1 protein-coding gene is annotated in these 19,533 nt (G+C 52.8%); it reads right to left on the bottom strand.

Going from position 1 to position 19,533, the window contains the following annotated elements; all coding sequences use genetic code 11:
- Nucleotides 1-28: 28 nt before the first annotated feature.
- Nucleotides 29-19,390 (bottom strand): amino acid adenylation domain-containing protein, encoded by a 19,362-nt coding sequence (locus ACMV5H_RS00895; RefSeq protein WP_414821312.1) that lies wholly within the window; start codon nucleotides 19,388-19,390, stop codon nucleotides 29-31.
- Nucleotides 19,391-19,533 lie beyond the last annotated feature (143 nt).

A 19,533-nucleotide genomic window follows, 5' to 3' on the forward strand; every position in this document is an offset into this window, starting at 1 on the left:
AAACCCCTGCCCAGCGCCAAGAAAGCAATTAGCGGATGTGGCTAATCAACTCATCCTCCTTTTCCAGCAAGGTAAAGTGACAGGCTGCTATTTCAAACAGCTGTAGCTGGGCGATGTTTTCAACACCAGTATCAACGTTGTTAAACCGGTATTGTTGATACCCCTCATTATCTATCTCCTCTGTCGCCTTAAACAACACGATCTGCGTATGTTTTAATACGGCAGAGAGTGGCTGTATATTCAACAGCTTATCGCTGACGACAACCGATTCGACATTATGTCTTAAATAATGTGGGATTTGTAACCGCGCCATCATAGAGTCCAGGTTAAAGGATGACTCATTGCGCAGATAATGATCTTCACTTAACAACCAGGTATCCAGCAGATAGACAGTGATCGCCTTAACCCCACGCGCTTCTAAATAGGCCGCGATCTCCAGTGCAATCTTCCCGCCCAACGACCAGCCTAATAAAGTGACCGGTTGGCTGACATCAAGAATGCGATCGATATGCTCCAGATAATAACGTGCCAACTCATCGAGCCGCTCGATCTTCTGCTCATGATAGAAGTTGTATGAGTCAACCCCATAACAGCAGTAGCGCTCACTCAACCTATTGGCCAAGGATTGATAGACAGAACAGTTTCCCATCCCAGGGTGAACCATAAACATCTGCGGCTTTTGCGTTACCGTATTAAATGGCACGATCACCTCAAAGGACTTCCCTTGAGCCTGTGTAATTACTTGCGATAACTCGCCTAAGGTGCGTGCATTGATAATATCAAGCAGACGAATTTTCACCCTCAGCACCTGATTAATCCGGTTGTTCAGCCTCATCGCCAGGATGCTGTTGCCGCCCAGTGCAAAGAAGTTATCCTCCATGCTGATTGCCTCAAATGACACTTGCAACGTATCAGCAAGCAACTCGCACAATGTTTTTTCAACCTTGTTTTCCGGCGCCACGTAGGACACGGAATGGGTTATTTGCGGTTCAGGTAACAACCTTCTGTTCAATTTACCGTTTGAGGTCACCGGCAGCGCCGTCAAATGAACGAATACGCTAGGCACCATATAATCTGGCAGGGTTTCCCGCAGATGAGCGCATAGCTTTTCGGTGGAAATTTCCTGCGCTGCAACATAATAGGCCACCAGATATTTATCGTTGCTACCACGCTCACTGGCGATCACCACCGCATGATTAACGTCCGGATAACTGGCCAGGCGCGTCTCGATTTCGCCCAGCTCAATACGGTAACCGCGCACTTTAACCTGGAAATCATTGCGGCCCAGATATTGGATATTGCCATCGGCTAAATAGCGAACCACGTCGCCAGTTTTATACATCCGGCCATTGTAACCCCGTCGCTTTTCCTCATTGCTCTGGAATGGATTGCTCAGGAAAGCTTTGTCCGTCAATAGCTTATTATTCATGTAACCTCTAGCGACACCGACGCCACCAATGAATAACTCGCCAATTGCCCCCGGTGGAATGGGTTGCAGTTGTGCATTCAGCACATAGGCGGAAGTATTGTCGATCGGCTTACCGATTAACACATCCTTGATGGAGCGTGCGTTACAGTCGTAGAACAGCACATCCACCGTCGCTTCCGTTGGGCCATAGAGATTGTGGATCTGGCAATGCGGCAGTAAACGCTGGCATTTTCTGACTTCCCCCACGTTTAACGCCTCTCCGCTGCAAAACAGGTAGTTAAGGCTGCCCAGTTTTGCCTGCAACGCACTCTGCCCCTCCAGGGTTTCAAGGAATGCCGATAGCATTGAAGGGACGAAATGGAGCGTCGTTACCTGCTGCTGTTCAATCAGTTCTGCCAGATAAACATTATCTTTATAGGCCTCCTGCGAGGCAAAAACGGTACAGGCCCCGAACCAGTTAGCCCAGAACAACTCCCACACTGAAACATCGAAGGTGTAGTTGGTCTTTTGCAAGATACGATCCTGCGCCGTGATCGGATATTGTTTGTGCATCCAGACAATACGGTTGATCACACTGTGATGCTCTAGCATGACGCCTTTAGGATTGCCCGTGGTGCCGCTGGTATAGATGATGTAAGCCAAATCGCTAGACCGCACCGATGAAGGCTGGTTTTCACCTGGGTAGCGGGCAATATCAGCTGACGTTTCCCGATCGGCGACATCAATAACGGTTCTGCCGGTTGCTGCTAGTGCAGCGGCTTTCTCATCGCCAGGGTTTGCCGTCAAGATGATATCGATACCGGCGTTTTCCAGCATGTAGCTCACCCGGTCATCCGGTGCCAGCGGATCCAGTGGTACGTAAGCGCCCCCCGCCTTGAGAATGGCCAGTATCGCGACCTGCATATGCTCAGAGCGGTTTAGACACAGCGCCACCAGATCGCCAGTGCGGACAGCAAAGCGTTCTCTCAAGTAAACCGACAAGCGGTTAGCCCGTTCATTTAACTGCCGATAGGTCAGGCTCACGCCCTCAAACACCAGTGCGATATTCTCTGGGGTCCTCGCTACCTGCGCCTCGAACATTTCGTGGATCGTCATCTCCCGTGGGTAGTCGCATTCGGTGCGGTTCCCCTGGTAGATGATTTGCTCATATTGCGCCGTATCCAGGTACTGAAGCTCCGCAAGGGAACGCCCCTGACTGCACAGCGTTCCCAGTTGGCGCAGGATATGCCGATAGGTCGCAATGTAGTTCTGCATCGTTTGCCCGTCGAACAGGGCCGTCGCATAGTTGAAGACGCCACCTATCGCCTCTTCACTGTCGTCCATCATCACGGTCAAATCGAACTTCGCTGCCCGATACGCCCCTTCTTGCGCATCATACTGCTCAAACAGGCTTTCTCCTTCGGTACGTCCCGCTGCGCCAAACGATTGGAGACTGAACATCACCTGGAAGATCGGGTGCCTTGAACTGTCCTTTTCCGTTTTCAGCACTTCAACCAGTTTTTCAAAAGGCAGATCCTGATGGGTATGCGCTTCACTGACCTGCTGCCCCGTTTGGCCAATAAATTCTCTGACCGTTTGGCTGACGTCTATCTGCCGTCTCAGGACCAGCGTATTGACGAACAGCCCCATGGTGTCTTCCACCCCAGGGTAATGCCTGCCCGCTATCGGCGTACCCAGCACGATATCCTGCTGGTTACTGTAAACCCCCAGCAGCAGGTAATAGCCGCTCAGCAGTACCGTGTACAGGCTGACGTTCAACGAAGCGGCCAACGCCCGCAGTTCGGCACTGGTCGCCGTATCCAGCTGGAAGGTGATATCGTCGCCGCGATAATCCAACTGCAGTGGACGCACATGGTCCGTCGGCAGGTTGAGCGGTTCATGGTCCGCCAGTTGCCCATGCCAGTAGGCCAGTTGCCTGTCCAGCGTGGCACCTTGCAGGTGTTGGCGCTGCCACAACGCAAATTCCCGGTACTGCACCGGCGGTGCCGGGAGTTCATTGCTGGCCTCTCCGGTGAACACGCGGTAATAGTGCAGTAACTCTTTTAACAGCAGATCTACCGACCAGCCGTCAAATGCGATGTGGTGAATAACGATGCTGAAGTAGTGGGCTCCCGCCAGCGTATAACTGCTGGCCGCAATCGGGCATTCCTGCGCCAGGTCAAACACCCGGTGTTGATGCTCGTGCAGTCGTGCATGCAGCGCTTGCACGCTGTCGCATGTTTCGTGCGGTATGCTCAGTGAGAATGTCTCGGCTGGCAGGATTTGTTGATACCCCTGCCCGTCGTCGTCACACAGGATCAGGGTGCGCAGCACTTCGTGACGCTCAACCACCTTCATCAGGGCCTGGGCCACTTTCTGCGGATCGGTTCCGGCCTGCAGCTTGAGCGTCAGCGGGATGTTGTAGGCGTTGCTGCCTTCTTCATAACGGTCGATAAACCACAGGCGCTCCTGGGCAAACGACAGCCGCTGCTCCTCAGGCCGGGCGATCGACGGTGCCTGGATGACCTGGCAGCCCTGCGCGGTATTATCAATGAATGCCGCCAGCGCCCGAATGGATCTCAGGCGGAACAGGTCAGAGACATGCACGCTTTTTTCTAACGCGCGGGTCAAACGGCCCACCAGCTTGATCGCCAGAATGCTGTTGCCCCCCAGGCGATAGAAGTCGTCCAGCACGCTGAGGCTGTCCTGCGGGATGGCGAGCAGCTCGGCGAAGACCTCGGCCAGTTGCTGCTCGGTCGCCGTCTCTGGTGCCACGCGGTCTGCCTGCGCCTCAAACGTGGGGACAGGCAAGGCCGCGCGATCGACCTTGCCGTTGACGGTCATCGGTAGCGATAGCAGGTGAACAAAGGCCGACGGCACCATGTAGTCCGGCAGAACCTGTTGCAGATGGTCGCACAATGTCTCCCGTTCCAAGGGCTCCTGCGCGACGTAGTACGCCGTCAGATGGGTATGCCCCGCCGGGTTAGTGCTCGCCAGGACCAGCGCCTGCTGGATGGCTGGATGGTCGATCAGCCGGGCTTCGATCTCCCCCGGTTCAATACGGAAGCCACGGATTTTAACCTGGAAGTCATTGCGGCCCAGGTATTCGATGTTCCCGTCCGGCAGGTAACGACCCCGGTCCCCGGTTTTATAAAGGCGGGCGTTTTCACCACGGCTACGTTCGGCATCACTGCGGAACGGATTGGCAATAAACGCGTCCGCTGTCGCCTGCGGATTATTCAGATAGCCGCGCCCAACGCCAGCGCCACCGATATACAGCTCGCCAATCGCACCTTGTGGGACGGGGCGCAGGTGGCGATCCAGCAGATAAACGCAAACGTTGTTGATCGCCTTGCCGATATTGGTATTGGCATCGCCAGGTTGATAGAGCCGCGCCGTCGCCCAAACGGTGGTTTCGCTAGGCCCGTAACCGTTGATCAAACGGACTCCGGCCTCACAGTAGCGGTCAATCATCGCCCCGTCGATACACTCCCCGCCAACGACCAGCGTGGACAGTTCCAGCAGTTCATTTTGCGCCAGTAACGCCGGAGGAATAAAGGCGAACTCGATGGCGTGATCCCTGATATAGGCAGAAAGCGCGATAAAGTCGAGACGTTGCTGTTCTGGCAGAATATGCAGGCAATGGCCATTCAACAAGGCACAGAAGACATCCAGCGCATGGGCATCGAAAACATATTCCGAATACCACAGCGTGTTTAGCCTGGCAGCCTGCTCATAGCCCGTAGGCATACCTAGCAGGTCCGACTGCCCTTGCGCCAGGTTGATTAACGAGTGATGCTCAATCATCACCCCTTTTGGCCGGCCAGTGGTTCCGCTGGTATAGATGATATACGCCAAATCGTCTGGCTGCGTACGTGACGGTACATTGCTGTCGTCGAACTGCGCCAGCCTGTTGGCCAGTTGCGGGTTATCTATATCCAGCAGAGGGAAACCACAGCCAGCGATGCGTGCACCATAATGCTGCTGCGTCAGGATCAGCACCGGTTTAACGTCGTCGACCAGCAGGCTCAAGCGCTCCAACGGTGCCTGAGGGCTAATCGGGACATAGGCCGCCCCGGCCTTGAGCACGGCCAGCATGGCAATGACCATATGGGTCGACTTATCAAAATAGAGGGCAATCGCGCTGTCAGGCTGTATCGCAAAGTTCGCCTGCAGATAAGCCGCCAACTGGTTCACCCGCTGATTTAACTCGCGATACGTCAAACGCGTATCCTGATATACCAATGCCAAAGCATCCGGCGTTCTGGCTGCCTGCTCTTCAAACATCTGACCGACCAATTTATTTCGTTCCACGGCAACCTGAACCCGCGGCTGGTTTGCTACCAGCTGCGTATAGTTGTCCTGCGTCAGCAGCGATAACTTCTGGGGACCCATGGCCGGGTCCGCGATCAACTGCTGTACGGTGAGCCGTATTCCTTGCAGCACGCCTTCAATCGCCGAACGGCTGAACAGCTCGCCCGCATAGTTGATCTTGAACTCAATGCGCCCATCCTGTTCATACACCATGATGCCCAGCGGGTAATCCAGTTTTTCATCACTGTCCTCAAACTCGAGTTTGAACAGGCTCTCGCCGTTATCGGCTGGCACCGGATAGTTTTCAAACACGAAGAGCGAGTTGAACAGCCGTACCCCCGCCTTTTGCAGTGTGATCAGGCTGATATTGCTGTAGCTATTGATGTCATTTATATGGGCCTGCAGGCGTTTGACATTCTCGATGATCGCCTCATCGGTATGTGTCAGAACCACAGGCAACGTATTGATATATAAACCAACAGAGCGTTCAATCTCCTCCACCGGCAGGTTACGGCCAGACACCGTCATGCCCACAATCGTCACGTCCGCATGGCTATAAAGACTGAGCTGCTGGTGCCAGCAATACTGCATCAGCGCATTCAACGTCACGCCATGCTGCCGCGAGAGCGCCTTCAGCCCGTGGTAAAGCTCACCAGCCAATGCGGTCGATACCGTCTGGGGATCTTGCAGGTGTTTATATTCACTTAAATTGACGTGTTTCATCTCCGGCTTTAGCAAACCGGTGAGATTCTCTTGCACCTCTAAGCCACCCAGATAGTTTTGCCAGAATTGCTCGGTTTCCTGGCTAACCGTCTGTAGCAATGCCTGAGCCTCCAGATAGCTTTGATCTTCGGCTTGCTCCGGCGCGCTTCCCTGTTGCAAAGCCAGATAATTTTGGTGCACGTCATTGAGCAAGATCGGCAGACTCCAGCCGTCCAGAATCGCGTGGTGGTTATTAAACAGACAAATGTAGTGATCGGCCGCGCACTTAACGATATAGAGACGGAATAGCCCTTTAGCAGACAAATCGAAATGGGTCTGCTGATCCTGCTTGATGAGTTCAGCCACGATGCTTGCTTGCGCACGTTCGTCCTGCTTACTGATATCGATAAACTGCCAACCAAAGGTGCCTTGCTTATCGACGATCTGCACAAACTCTTCCTGCCAGGAGAATCTTAGCCGCAGCGCCGGATATTTCGCCTGACTGCATTGCCACGCCCGTTTTAACAGCTCGACATCCAACGCATTGCGATAGTGCCAGACCATTTGCGTACGATAGGCGTTGTCGATATCGCCCTGCAGGACGTAATGATAAATAAATCCTTGTTGCAGGCTGTTAGCCGGATAAATCGCCGCCACCTCTTCATCCTGCTGCAGGCGCGCTAACAATTCACCGGAGACCACACCCTTAACATCAGACTCGGTGAGATAAGAGCGAGATGACCGCTTAAGCTCGTCGATCAACTGGATTAACCGTTGTTGATAAGTCGTGGCAAACAGTTCGAGCTGTTCCGGGCTGAGATCACCCTCGACCAGGAACTGTAATTGGCCATTGAGCACACCGCCGTTCAGCGCTAAGAAGTCCGTTGTGCGGTTATTCGCTGATAATGCCAACCCCGTAGATTCCTGAACAAATGCCCACTCGCCATCCCGTTCATCACCATCGAACTGGCCAAGGTAGTTGAAGGTCACTGCAGGCAATGCCTGCGCATCATAGCCAACCAGCACGCCATAGCCTAAGCCATGGTGAGGAGGAGTTCGCAGCCTGTCTTTTATCAGCGGTAAATTGCGTACAAGGTCCCGATGCTCAACGCGCAGATTGACCGGATACATGCAGGTAAACCAACCGACGGTATTGTTGATATCCACATCGTCAAACATCGCCTCTCTGCCATGTCCTTCCAGCAGGACATACTGGTTGTCACCACCAACCACCTGCGACAACGCATCCGCCAGTACGGTCAGCAGAATATCGTTCATCTCGGTGTGATAAACATGATGAAGGTCTCGCAGCAGACAACCGGTGTGCTCTTGCGACAGGCTTATCATCGTACGATTGAGCGTCCCCACGCGATGGGTGTCCAAACGCTGGTGCCAGACGTCCAAATCCTTAGTCAGGTTATCCCAGTAATGCCTCTCATCCCTATGGTTGCTCACGGCAACGGCTGGGTAGTTTTGCAGTGAGTTGACCCATTGGCGGTAACTGGTGCCTTTCTGGCCCAGGATAGTTTGCGCATCTACCGTCACATCCAGGTTATCGCCTTGTGCAGCAAAGAACTGGTAAAGCGTGCGTAAGTCTTGGTTGATAATCCGCCAACTGACCGCATCAATATTGAGATGGTGTACCGCCACATGGATACGCGCAGTCCCATCAGCGTAGCCTGCAATATAACCGATATGGAACAGTGGCCCTTCTGCCAGGCAAAAACGGTTCTGCCAGGCCGTCAACTGCGCATCGAGCTGATCGGCTGTGAAATCCTGTTGATTGATCGCATCAAATGGCAGCGTCTCTATCGCTTGACGATAGTGACCGACAGCGGCATCTTTCGGGTAAACGGCCCGCAAAATATCATGGTATTCAACCAGTTTAGCCACGCTCAAACGCAGTAACTCAACGTTTAACGTTGGCACTTTAACCATAAATGCCTGGTTCCAATGCCCAGCATCAGGCAACTTCCCTGACTCTACGGCCTGGAAGAACCAGCGCTGGATCGGCGCCAAGGGGAGCTCATCCGCCAGCATACCCGCCTCTGACTGGATAACCGGCAAACTGTCGCCCTGACGTTGCAGCAGGTAAGTGCTCAATGCCTTGGGCGTTCTGTGGGCAAAGATGTCTTTCACCGTGAGATGGTGGCCAGATAACTTTTTGAGTTTGTTCGCCAGTTGGATACTGCTGATACTGTCCCCGCCTAAACGGAAGAAATCATCGGTGACCCCCACCGCATAATCCTTCAGCTGTAATACCTCCGCAAATACGCGGCAGATCAGCATTTCACTCTCGTTGGCTGGGGCCACGTAGTTCACCTCATCCGTTAATATCGGCAGAGGTAAGGCTTTGCGATCCAACTTATTGTTCATGTTCATGGGCAATGCCGTTAGATGAACAAACGCTGTGGGGATCATGTAGGCAGGTAAACGCTGTTGCAGATGCTCAGACAGCACATCTGCTGGCAATGCGTCTGGCGCAACATAATAGGCCACCAGGTACTTTTGCCCTGAGTCATGCTCCAGCGCCAGGACCACAACCTGTTCAATCTGTGGATATTGGGTCAGACAGCTTTCGATTTCGGCCAATTCGATCCTGAAGCCACGGATCTTCACCTGTGCATCATTACGCCCAATATAGTCAATCTTACCGTCGTTCAGGTAACGGACTAAATCCCCCGTTTTATACAGCCGATCGTGACGTCCTCGCGCTTTATCTTCTTCGCTTTGCAATGGATTGACGATAAACGCCTGATGAGTCGCCTCTGGGTTATTTAAATAGCCACGGCCTACGCAGTCTCCACTGATATAGAGCTCGCCCACGGCACCCGCAGGGAGCGGCCGTAGACAACTGTCCAGAATATAAGCGCCAGCATTGCCTATTGGCTGGCCAATGATGGTATTGCTATCGCCCGTTTGGTAAACGTTCCTGGTGACAAAGACCGTGGTTTCCGTTGGGCCATAGCAGTTAACTATTTTGACCCCCTGAGCGCTATAGCGTTCTATCACGCTGCTACTGGCTACCTCTCCACCCAGGATTAGCGTGGAAAGCGCCAATGTTTCATTGTTATTTAGCAGCGCAGGAGGCACAAAGCCGATATCAATGGCATGTTGTTTGATGTATGCAGCAAGCGCAGCGAAATTCAAACGTATCTCTTTAGACAAGACATGTAAGCAATGGCCGGTCAGCAGCGGGCTGAACACATCCAGGACATGCGCATCAAAGGTATAATTTGAATAGAAGAGGTAACTTTTTGTCGGCTCTCCGACCTGACAGATCTCCGTGCCAAAGATACTCCGCTGCGCCTCAACCAGATTGGCGACACAATGATGCTCAATCATCACTCCTTTAGGGGTTCCCGTCGTCCCGCTGGTATAGATGACATAAATCAGATTGTCAGGTCTGGTTCGGGTTGCCACATTAACCACCTGGTGGCTGGCAACCTGCGCTAACAACTCAGGATCGTCCACGCACAGCAGCGCCGTCTTTTGTGGATCAATCAGTGTGGCCAGCGTCTCTTGCGCTCCCAACTCCGTCAGCATAACGCGGGAGTGGATATTTTCTATCGTCCAGAGCATTCTCTCCGCGGGCATATCGGGGCTAAGCGGTACATAGGCAGCACCGGCCTTCAACACCGCCAGGATACTCACGATCATGCGCTCCGATCTTTCCAGGCAAAGCCCGATCAGATCGTCCGGTTGTAAAACAAACTGCGCTCTCAAGTAAGCCGCCAACCGGTTGGCGCGTTCATTCAACTGCCGATAGGTCAGGCTCACCCCCTCAAACACCAGTGCGATATTCTCTGGGGTTCTCTCTACCTGAGCCTCGAACATTTCGTGGATCGTCATCTCCCGTGGGTAGTCGCATTCGGTGCGGTTCCCCTGGCAGATGATTTGCTCGTATTGTGCCGTATCCAAGTACTGAAGCTCCGCAAGGGAACGCCCCTGACTGCACAGCGTACCCAGTTGGCGCAGAATATGCTGGTAGGTGGCGATGTAGTTCCGCATCGTTTGCCCGTTGAACAGGGCCGTCGCATAGTTGAAGACGCCGCCGATCGCCTCTTCACTGTCGTCCATCATCACGGTCAAATCGAACTTCGCCGCCCGATACGCCCCTTCTTGCGCGTCATACTGCTCAAACAGGCTTTCTCCTTCGGTACGTCCTGTGGCGCCAAACGATTGGAGACTGAACATCACCTGGAATATCGGGTGCCTTGAACTGTCCTTTTCCGTTTTCAGCACTTCAACCAGTTTTTCAAAAGGCAGATCCTGATGGGTATGCGCTTCACTGACCTGCTGCCCCGTTTCGCCAATAAATTCTCTGACCGTTTGGCTGACGTCTATCTGCCGTCTCAGGACCAGCGTATTGACGAACAGCCCCATGGTGTCTTCCACCCCAGGGTAATGCCTGCCCGCTATCGGCGTACCCAGCACGATATCCTGCTGGTTACTGTAAACCCCCAGCAGCAGGTAATAGCCGCTCAGCAAGACCGTGTACAGGCTGACGTTCAACGAGGCGGCCAACGCCCGCAGTTCGGCACTGGTCGCCGTATCCAGCTGGAAGGTGATATCGTCGCCGCGGTAATCCAACTGCAGTGGACGCACATGGTCCGTCGGCAGGTTGAGCGGTTCATGGTCCGCCAGTTGCCCATGCCAGTAGGCCAGTTGCCTGTCCAGCGTGGCACCTTGCAGGTGTTGGCGTTGCCACAGCGCAAATTCCCGGTACTGCACCGGCGGTGCCGGGAGTTCATTGCTGGCCTCTCCGGTGAACACGCGGTAATAGTGCAGTAACTCTTTTAACAGCAGATCCACCGACCAGCCGTCAAACGCGATGTGATGAATAACGATGCTGAAGTAGTGGGCTCCCGCCAGCGTATAACTGCTGGCCGCAATCGGGCACTCCTGCGCCAGGTCAAACACCCGGTGTTGATGCTCGTGCAGTCGTGCATGCAGCGCTTGCACGCTGTCGCATGTTTCGTGCGATATGCTCAGTGAGAATGTCTCGGCTGGCAGAATATGTTGATACCCCTGCCCGTCGTCATCGCACAGGATCAGGGTGCGCAGCACTTCGTGACGCTCAACCACCTTCATCAGGGCCTGGGCCACTTTCTGCGGATCGGTTCCGGCCTGCAGCTTGAGCGTAAGCGGGACGTTGTAGGCGTTGCTGCCTTCTTCATAACGGTCGATAAACCACAGGCGCTCCTGGGAAAACGACAGCCGCTGTTCCTCAGGCCGGGCGATCGACGGTGCCTGGATGACCTGGCAGCCTTGCGCTTCGCCGTCAATAAATGCCGCCAGTGCCCGGATGGATCTCAGGCGGAACAGGTCAGAGACATGCACGCTTTTTTCTAACGCGCGGGTCAAACGGCCCACCAGCTTGATCGCCAGAATGCTGTTGCCCCCCAGGCGATAGAAGTCGTCCAGCACGCTGAGGCTGTCCTGCGGGATGGCGAGCAGCTCGGCGAAGACCTCGGCCAGTTGCTGCTCGGTCGCCGTCTCTGGTGCCACGCGGTCTGCCTGCGCCTCAAACGTGGGGACCGGCAAGGCGGCGCGATCGACCTTGCCGTTGACGGTCATCGGTAGCGATAGCAGGTGAACCAAGACCGACGGTACCATGTAGTCCGGCAGAACCTGTTGCAGATGGGCGCGCAACACATCTTGCTCCAAGGGATCCTGTGCGACGTAGTACGCCGTCAGATAGGTATGCCCCGCCGGGTTAGTGCTCGCCAGGACCAGTGCCTGCTGGATGGCAGGATGGTCGATCAGCCGGGCTTCGATTTCCCCCAGCTCAATACGGAAGCCACGGATCTTAACCTGGAAGTCATTGCGGCCCAGGTATTCGATGTTACCGTCCGGCAGGTAACGGCCTTGATCCCCGGTTTTATAAAGGCGGGCGTTTTCACCACGGTTGCGTTCAGCGTCACTGCGGAACGGATTGGCAATAAACGCGTCCGCTGTCGCCTGCGGATTATTCAGATAGCCGCGCCCAACGCCAGCGCCACCGATATACAGCTCGCCAATCGCACCTTGTGGGACGGGGCGCAGCTGTTCGTCGAGTATATACAGCTGGGTATTACTAATTGGTCGACCGATGGGAACAGTGTAATCAAACGTCTGCGACGCCGTGTTGGTCAAATAGGCCGTGGCGTAGGTTGTCGTTTCCGTAGGCCCGTAAACATGCACCAACTTAACCTGAGGGTAAAGCGTTCTAAAACGATTAACATGGTTAACGGACACCTGCTCACCGCCGAACAGCAGGTAGTTCAACTGCTGCAAACCAGGCAGTTCAGCATCCACCAACGTATTAAAGAAGGCGGTCGTGGCAAAGAAATTGCTGATCTGACGATCGACAATAAGCTGAGAGAGACGGTCCAAGTCCAGGATATTTGGCTTATCGGCAATCACCAATGCGGCGCCATTTAACAACGCCCCAAAGATGTCATAAATGGAGGCATCAAACTGATAGCCTGAAATACCAAGAATGCGATCCTGTTCACCGATCTCAACATAATTGGCATTAATCACCAGCCGGTTCACACAGCGTTGCTCTATCAGCGTCCCTTTAGGATATCCCGTCGTGCCACTGGTATAAATGACGTACGCCAGATCGTGGGGACCGGTATTGCTGCATGGGTTATCTGTCGCACAGCGCGCCAAACGCGCGGTGGTTTCTGGTGCGTCAAGAGGGATAAGCATGGCGCCGGGTGCCATCAGGTCTACCTTTTGCAAAGCCTGCCGTTGGCAAAGCACCGCTTTTACCTTGGCATCCGCGATAATATAGCCATTACGCTCATCGGGAGAATCCGGATCCATCGGCACATAGGCCGCGCCCGCTTTCAGTATGGCCAGAATGCCAATGACCAACTGCTCACTGCGCTCAAGATAGAGACCCACGAGATCGTTGGCGCGCAGCTGGCAACATTGCTGCAAATAATGCGCTAGCTGGTTCGCCTGTTGGTTTAACTGTGCGTACGTTAACACCACGTCGTTAAATTCTACGGCGACGCTATCTGGTGAGGAGGCCACGCGTGCTTCAAACAACGCGGCGAGGGTTTTATCATGCTCGTAGGGCCTGCGGGTATCATTCCACTGGTGGATCATCGTTTGATACTGCGCCGCCTGCAGATAAGGCAACTCGCTTTGAGACTGAGAGGCACCCTGAACAATATTTTCTACCAGCGTCCTCATGGTGTTCAGCAACTGTTCGATCAGCACATCGTCAAACAGTTCACCGGCATAATGCAGGCTCAACGCCAGGTGCTGCTGTTCCAGCACGGTCACCACCAACGGATAATCTTGTTTCTCGTTAGCACTGGCGAAACGTAGCCGTAAATCGCTATCGATGTCCCCACTGGGCATCGGGTAGTTTTCATAGACAAACAAAGAGTTAAACAGGCGTTTTCCTGCCGGTTGTAGCTGAGCCAGATTGACATGGCTGCGGGTATTTGCCTCGTTGATCGCGTCCTGCAGGTTTTGAATCGCCGTGAGGACCGACACAGAAGCCTGATGATCGACGATCAGCGGCAGTGTGTTGATCAATAATCCTACCGTTTGATCAATACCATCCACGGGCAGGTTACGGCCTGAAACCACCGTGCCAACGATGCTGGCCGCATTGCCAGAATAAATACTGAGTACTTTGTGCCAGCAATATTGCAATAGCGCATTAAGGGTTATCGCGTTCTCGGCGGTGAACGATTTCAGCTGTTGGTAACCAGGTTCATCAAACATCAGCTGCTGTGTTTTCGACGTTTTAATGTGCTTATATTCATTTAACTGAACGTGCTTCGCCTGCCCGCACAGCAAGATATTTAAATCTTCGGGTTCATCCTGCGCTGCCAGATAGTCCCGCCAGTACGGTAAATGCTCGCTTTTGTGCGACTGTATATAACGCTGAACCTGATGGAAACCGTGGTCACATGCCTGCGGTAATGTTTCACCACGCAATAACGCCAGATAGAATTTATGCACCGCTTCAATCAGTAGCGGGTTACTCCAGCCATCCATGATGGCGTGGTGGCAGCTGAAAATGCAGCGGTAACGTTCATGCGCATTTTTGACCACATAGACACGGAAGATCCCGCTGATCGACAAATCGTAAGGCCGAGCTCGATCCTGAGCAGACAAATCAGAGAAGAAGGCTTGCTGTTGTTGCTCGCTTTTTTCACTGAGATCAAAGAAATGCCAGTTCAGTGCAGCGTGCGCATCAACAATCTGCACCAACTCTTCATCCCAATTAAACCGCAGACGGAGCGTTGGATAATGCTGCTGCGCCTGCAACCATGCCTGCTTCAGACAGGCGATATCCAGCGCATTGTCATAGTCCCAGAACATCTGGGTATGGTAGGCATCGTCGACTTCACCTTGCGATAGCGCGTGGTAAATAAAGCCTTCCTGCAAACTATTGGCCAGATAGACCGACTCCAGCTCGGTATCACGCTGCAGAGCATCAAGTGTTGCTTGAGGTATTACCCCGTCAATATCTCGTGCAGTCAGATAAGTGCGGCTTTCCGCCAGCAAGCGTTCAATAACGCCTGCAATCGCCTCCTGGTAACGGCTCGCCAGGTGTTGCAATTCTTCGTCTGCCAGGTAACCGGAGAGGCGTATTCTCAGTTCCCCGCCAACCACGCCACAGTTGACGCTGAGCAGATGCGCTTCGCCATTCTCATGCGCAACGGTTTGTCCGCTGTTTGTCGGGCTGAAGCACCATCCCTCCTGCTGCACCTCATCAAAGCGCCCTAAATAGTTAAAGCTAACCGGTGGTAGCTTGTCGGCGTCATACCCCATCAACGGCGCAAATCCAACGCCCCGGCGCGGGATCCCGCCAACGGTCTCTTTGACGGTCACGATCCGTTGACGCCAGTCCCCCTCGCTGGTCAAGCGGACCGGGTACATAGTGGTCAGCCAGCCTACCGTACGGTTGATATCAACGCTGCTATCGAGCGCTTCTCGGCCATGGCCTTCCAACGTCAGGTACTGGGTATGCAGCCCGGTAAACTCATTGAGGATCTCAACGAAGCTGGCTAACAGAAGATCGTTAACCTGGGTATTGAACACATGATGTACCCCACCCAGCAGATGCTGCGTTAAGGTTTTGTTTAACGATAACTCGCGTTGGCTCAACGATGGCGAGGTGAAAAGCGGCGCTATCCGTTGGCGATAGTCACCTAGGCCGCCAATAACAGTACGCCAATAAAGCGTTTCCTCATTGGCTCCCTGATGGTTGGCATAATCCTGTACCTGGGCAGCCCACTGACGATAACTGGTGGGTTTATCACCCAAAATCTCAACGGGATCGCTAATACCCGCCGCGTTTCCTTCCAGCGCGCGATAAATCCTTTCCAGATCCTGTTTGATGATATGCCAACTCACCGCATCCATAATCAGGTGATGGAAAGCAAAGTGCAGCTTCGCCCGTGGCGCATTTTCGCTTGTGATATAGCCAATATGGCACAGCTTGCCGCCAAAGATATCAAACTCACTTTGCCACCGATCAAATAGCGCGATTTGTTGCTCGGCACCCATGGGTTCATCAATAACCGACAGCGGTATTTCGCCGACTTCTGATTGATAGTGCTGGCTGTACCCCCCGTTACCGTCATGCGTAAAGACCAGTCTCAGGGCATCATGATAGGCAAATAACAGCGCCAGGCTCTTGTTGAGTATGCCAATATCCAGCTGGGGGACATCCAGGACAAAGGATTGGTTCCAGTGCTGATAAGCAGAAAAAGTGCCCAGTTTGACCCGATCGAAGAACCACTGCTGGATCGGCAGCAACTGTGCAGGGCCGCTCAACATCCCCGGTTCGGAGAGATGTTTGATATGACATTCATCGCCGTCCATCACAATAGTCCGGGCGAGTAAACGAACGGTTTTGCAGTCGAAAATATCTTTTACGCTGGCCGTCCCTTTTAGCCTTTGACGGATCATTCTCACCATCTGAATGGCGCTGATACTGTCGCCGCCCAGCCTAAAGAAATCGTCATTTACTCCGACATGACCCGGCTCCTGACCTAATATCTCACCATAGATCTGGCATAGCGCCCTTTCCATCTCATCGGCAGGAGCGACATAGTCATCCTGGCCGCTCAGATCGGGCAGCGGTAATGCCTTACGGTTTAATTTACCGTTAACCGTCATCGGGAACGCCGTTAAGTGAACATAGGCCATCGGGATCATATAGTCAGGCAAAGCATCTGCCAGGTGCCCAATAATCTGCTCTTTGCCCACGGCAACATCCGCAACATAGTAGGCAACTAACGACAGCGCTCCCGTCGGGAGCTTATGTGCAATGACCGCCGATTGGATAATCTGCGGAATTTGCACCAGTTGCATTTCAATTTCGCTTAATTCAATTCTGAAACCGCGGATCTTCAGCTGGGAGTCTCGCCTGCCGACATACTCAATGTGACCGTCGGCCAAGCGGCGGACAAGATCGCCGGTTTTATACAGCCGTGCCGCTTCATTGCGCTGCTTTTGCTCGTCGCTCTGGAAGGGATTGGTGATAAAGGCGCGCTCGGTCTGCTGCGTATCATTCAGATACCCCCGAGCCAGGCCAACACCACTGATATAAAGCTCGCCGATCACACCGACGGGGACTGGTGTCAGGTGTTGATCTAAAACATGCACATCAAGATTCAGTAGCGGCAGACCGATATTGAGGTTGCTATCGCCATTTTCGTAATAGTGCAACGTCGCACAGACGCTGCTTTCCGTCGGGCCATAGGCATTGATAACCGTTGTTCCCTGCGCGCGATAACGTTGCATGATCTCACGATTACAAGGTTCGCCAGCAACAACCAGAGTAGAGAGCGCTAAAAGGGAGTGTTTATCCAATAATGCCGGGGGAATAGTGGCAATATCAATGCGAGCATCGGCAATATATTCCGCTAACGCGTCAAAATCCTTGCGCTTGTTTTCCGGCAAAATATGTATCACATGGCCATTGGCAATCGCCGTAAAGAGCTCAGAGACATGGGCATCAAAAACATAGGCGGCATACCAAAGACATTGCTTTACCGACTCCTCGCCAGGTGCCAAACCAAACGCTTCGCCCTGAACCAGCGCCAGATTGATTAATCCCGCGTGTTCAATCATGACGCCTTTTGGCTTACCTGTCGTGCCGCTGGTATAAATAATATAGGCTAACTGGTCCAAATATATGGCGATATCAAGGTTCTCTGGCTGCTGCTTAGCAACCAGATCGCGCTGAAACTGCGGGTTATCAACGGCAATAATTGGCACCTGCGGCAGCTCTGCAATCTCATTGAGATAGTTTACACTGGCGCTATCGCCCAAGATTGCCTTAGCTTTTGTATCCTGCAGAATAAAACTTAATCTGTTCCCGGCCTCGCCAGGGTTAAGCGGAACATAGGCGGCCCCCGTTTTGAGTACGGCAAGAATACATACGGGCATTGCTGCCGACTTTTCAAGACACAGGGCGACGAAATCGCCGCTCTTGATCCGCAGTTCACACCTCAGGTAATCAGCCAGACGGTTGGCCTGTTGATTAAGCTGTTGATAGGACAGCGTTTGATTGCCATAGACAACGGCGTTGCGGGCTGGGTAAGTCGCGGCCATACGCTCAAATTGTTCGACAATCGAATGTTGAGGGACTTTAGCGCCAGCGCATACGTGCTGGGTGTGGTGTGGCGGCTGCGCAATAAGCGTGATGGTATTTATTGGTGTGTCTACTTCACCCGCAAGCAGCTTATCAAGCATGTTAATAAACAGATCTTGATAGAGCTCAATAAAATTCTCAACCAATGCGACATCAAGGACGTTGCGATCAAACCTGACGCGATAGTTGATACCATTCGCTAACGTCTCCTGTTCAAACAGCAGTTGATTCACCAGGTCAATATGAAAGTCGTGATTGGCCGACTCATCGACGATGCCGCTAAAATGGGTCTGATGATCACGCAGGAACGTTTGGGCAAAAGCAACATCCAGTACGCCGGTGGCATCACCGCAAGCCAGGATCTCATGGACAGGTAAATATTTGGCTTTTGTCTGTTTTAATGATTTGTAATAACGATGAACACTGGCAATAACGCTACGGATCGACGCATCATCCGCAAAGCGATAATCGATAGCCAAGGTATTGATATGTGCGCCATACAGCAGCTCCTTACCTTCAGAGATCGCTACCGGGAAAGCGAGCGCAACGGCTTTTTGCCCTGACATTTTGTGCAACAGCAGGGCCATGACCATTTGCCCGAACAGGTAGGTGGTCAACTTATACTTGCGCAGTAACAGCTTTACACGTCGGCTGATATCTTCATCAAAACCAAACAGTAACTCGTCGATCTGACGCCGGGTTGTCGCGGTTGCAAGCTGGCGGCCCGTTTGTAAAAAGCGTAAATCAACGCCTTCAAGATCGCACAGACGCTCGCGCCAGAACTCACGCATTTGTTCGCCTTTTTCTTGCAGCAGCGTGGCGAAATTATGGCAAAGCTGCTGGTGCATAACCCCTTGATCCTGCAGCGATGGCACCTGATAGTCGATGCCATTATAGCGTTTACGCCACTTGTCCCAGACCTCTTCGGTACTGATGCCATCGACAACAATATGGTGAAAAATAAACAAGGTACGGTAGCGTTCTGCCCCAAGAGAAATCAAATGTATCCGTACCAGCGGGCCATTTCTTAAGTCAAAGGGGGCAGAGACTAACGCATAAATTTCTTCATCAGTTAACGCGGTGTCGTGATAGGTGACTAAATTGAAAACGGGCTCTCTCGGTACCCAAAAGGCTCCATCAGTTCCGTCTTCAATGTTATGACGGGTAATAAAATGCTCGTTAAGCAGTTGTTCAAAACTATCGTTATACTTTTTTTTGTCTATTTCGCCGACAATAGTATTGTCGATCACAATATTGTAATCACTGCGATCGGGATCTTGTAGCCACTCATAATAAAAAATTGTCTGATAAGGGGTGAGCGTTGTTTCCATATTATTCGCCATAATTATTTTACTCCTTGAGATATTCTATTTATAAATATTTTGGCTGGTTTGAGTCATAGCACGGCCAACACCGTGAGTATCGACTCACAGCAATAGGTATCACCTGAACGTTATTGTGCCGAGGGTTCGGCAGTGCTCGCGGA

The organism is Serratia sp. N21D137 (assembly GCF_047530005.1).
GTDB classification, from domain to species: Bacteria; Pseudomonadota; Gammaproteobacteria; order Enterobacterales; family Enterobacteriaceae; genus Chania; species Chania fonticola_B.

What these genes read in the sequence shown, in the direction of transcription:
- ACMV5H_RS00895 (WP_414821312.1), bottom strand. Translation starts at nt 19,390, where the DNA reads ATGGCGAATAATATGGAAACAACGCTCACCCCTTATCAGACAATTTTT.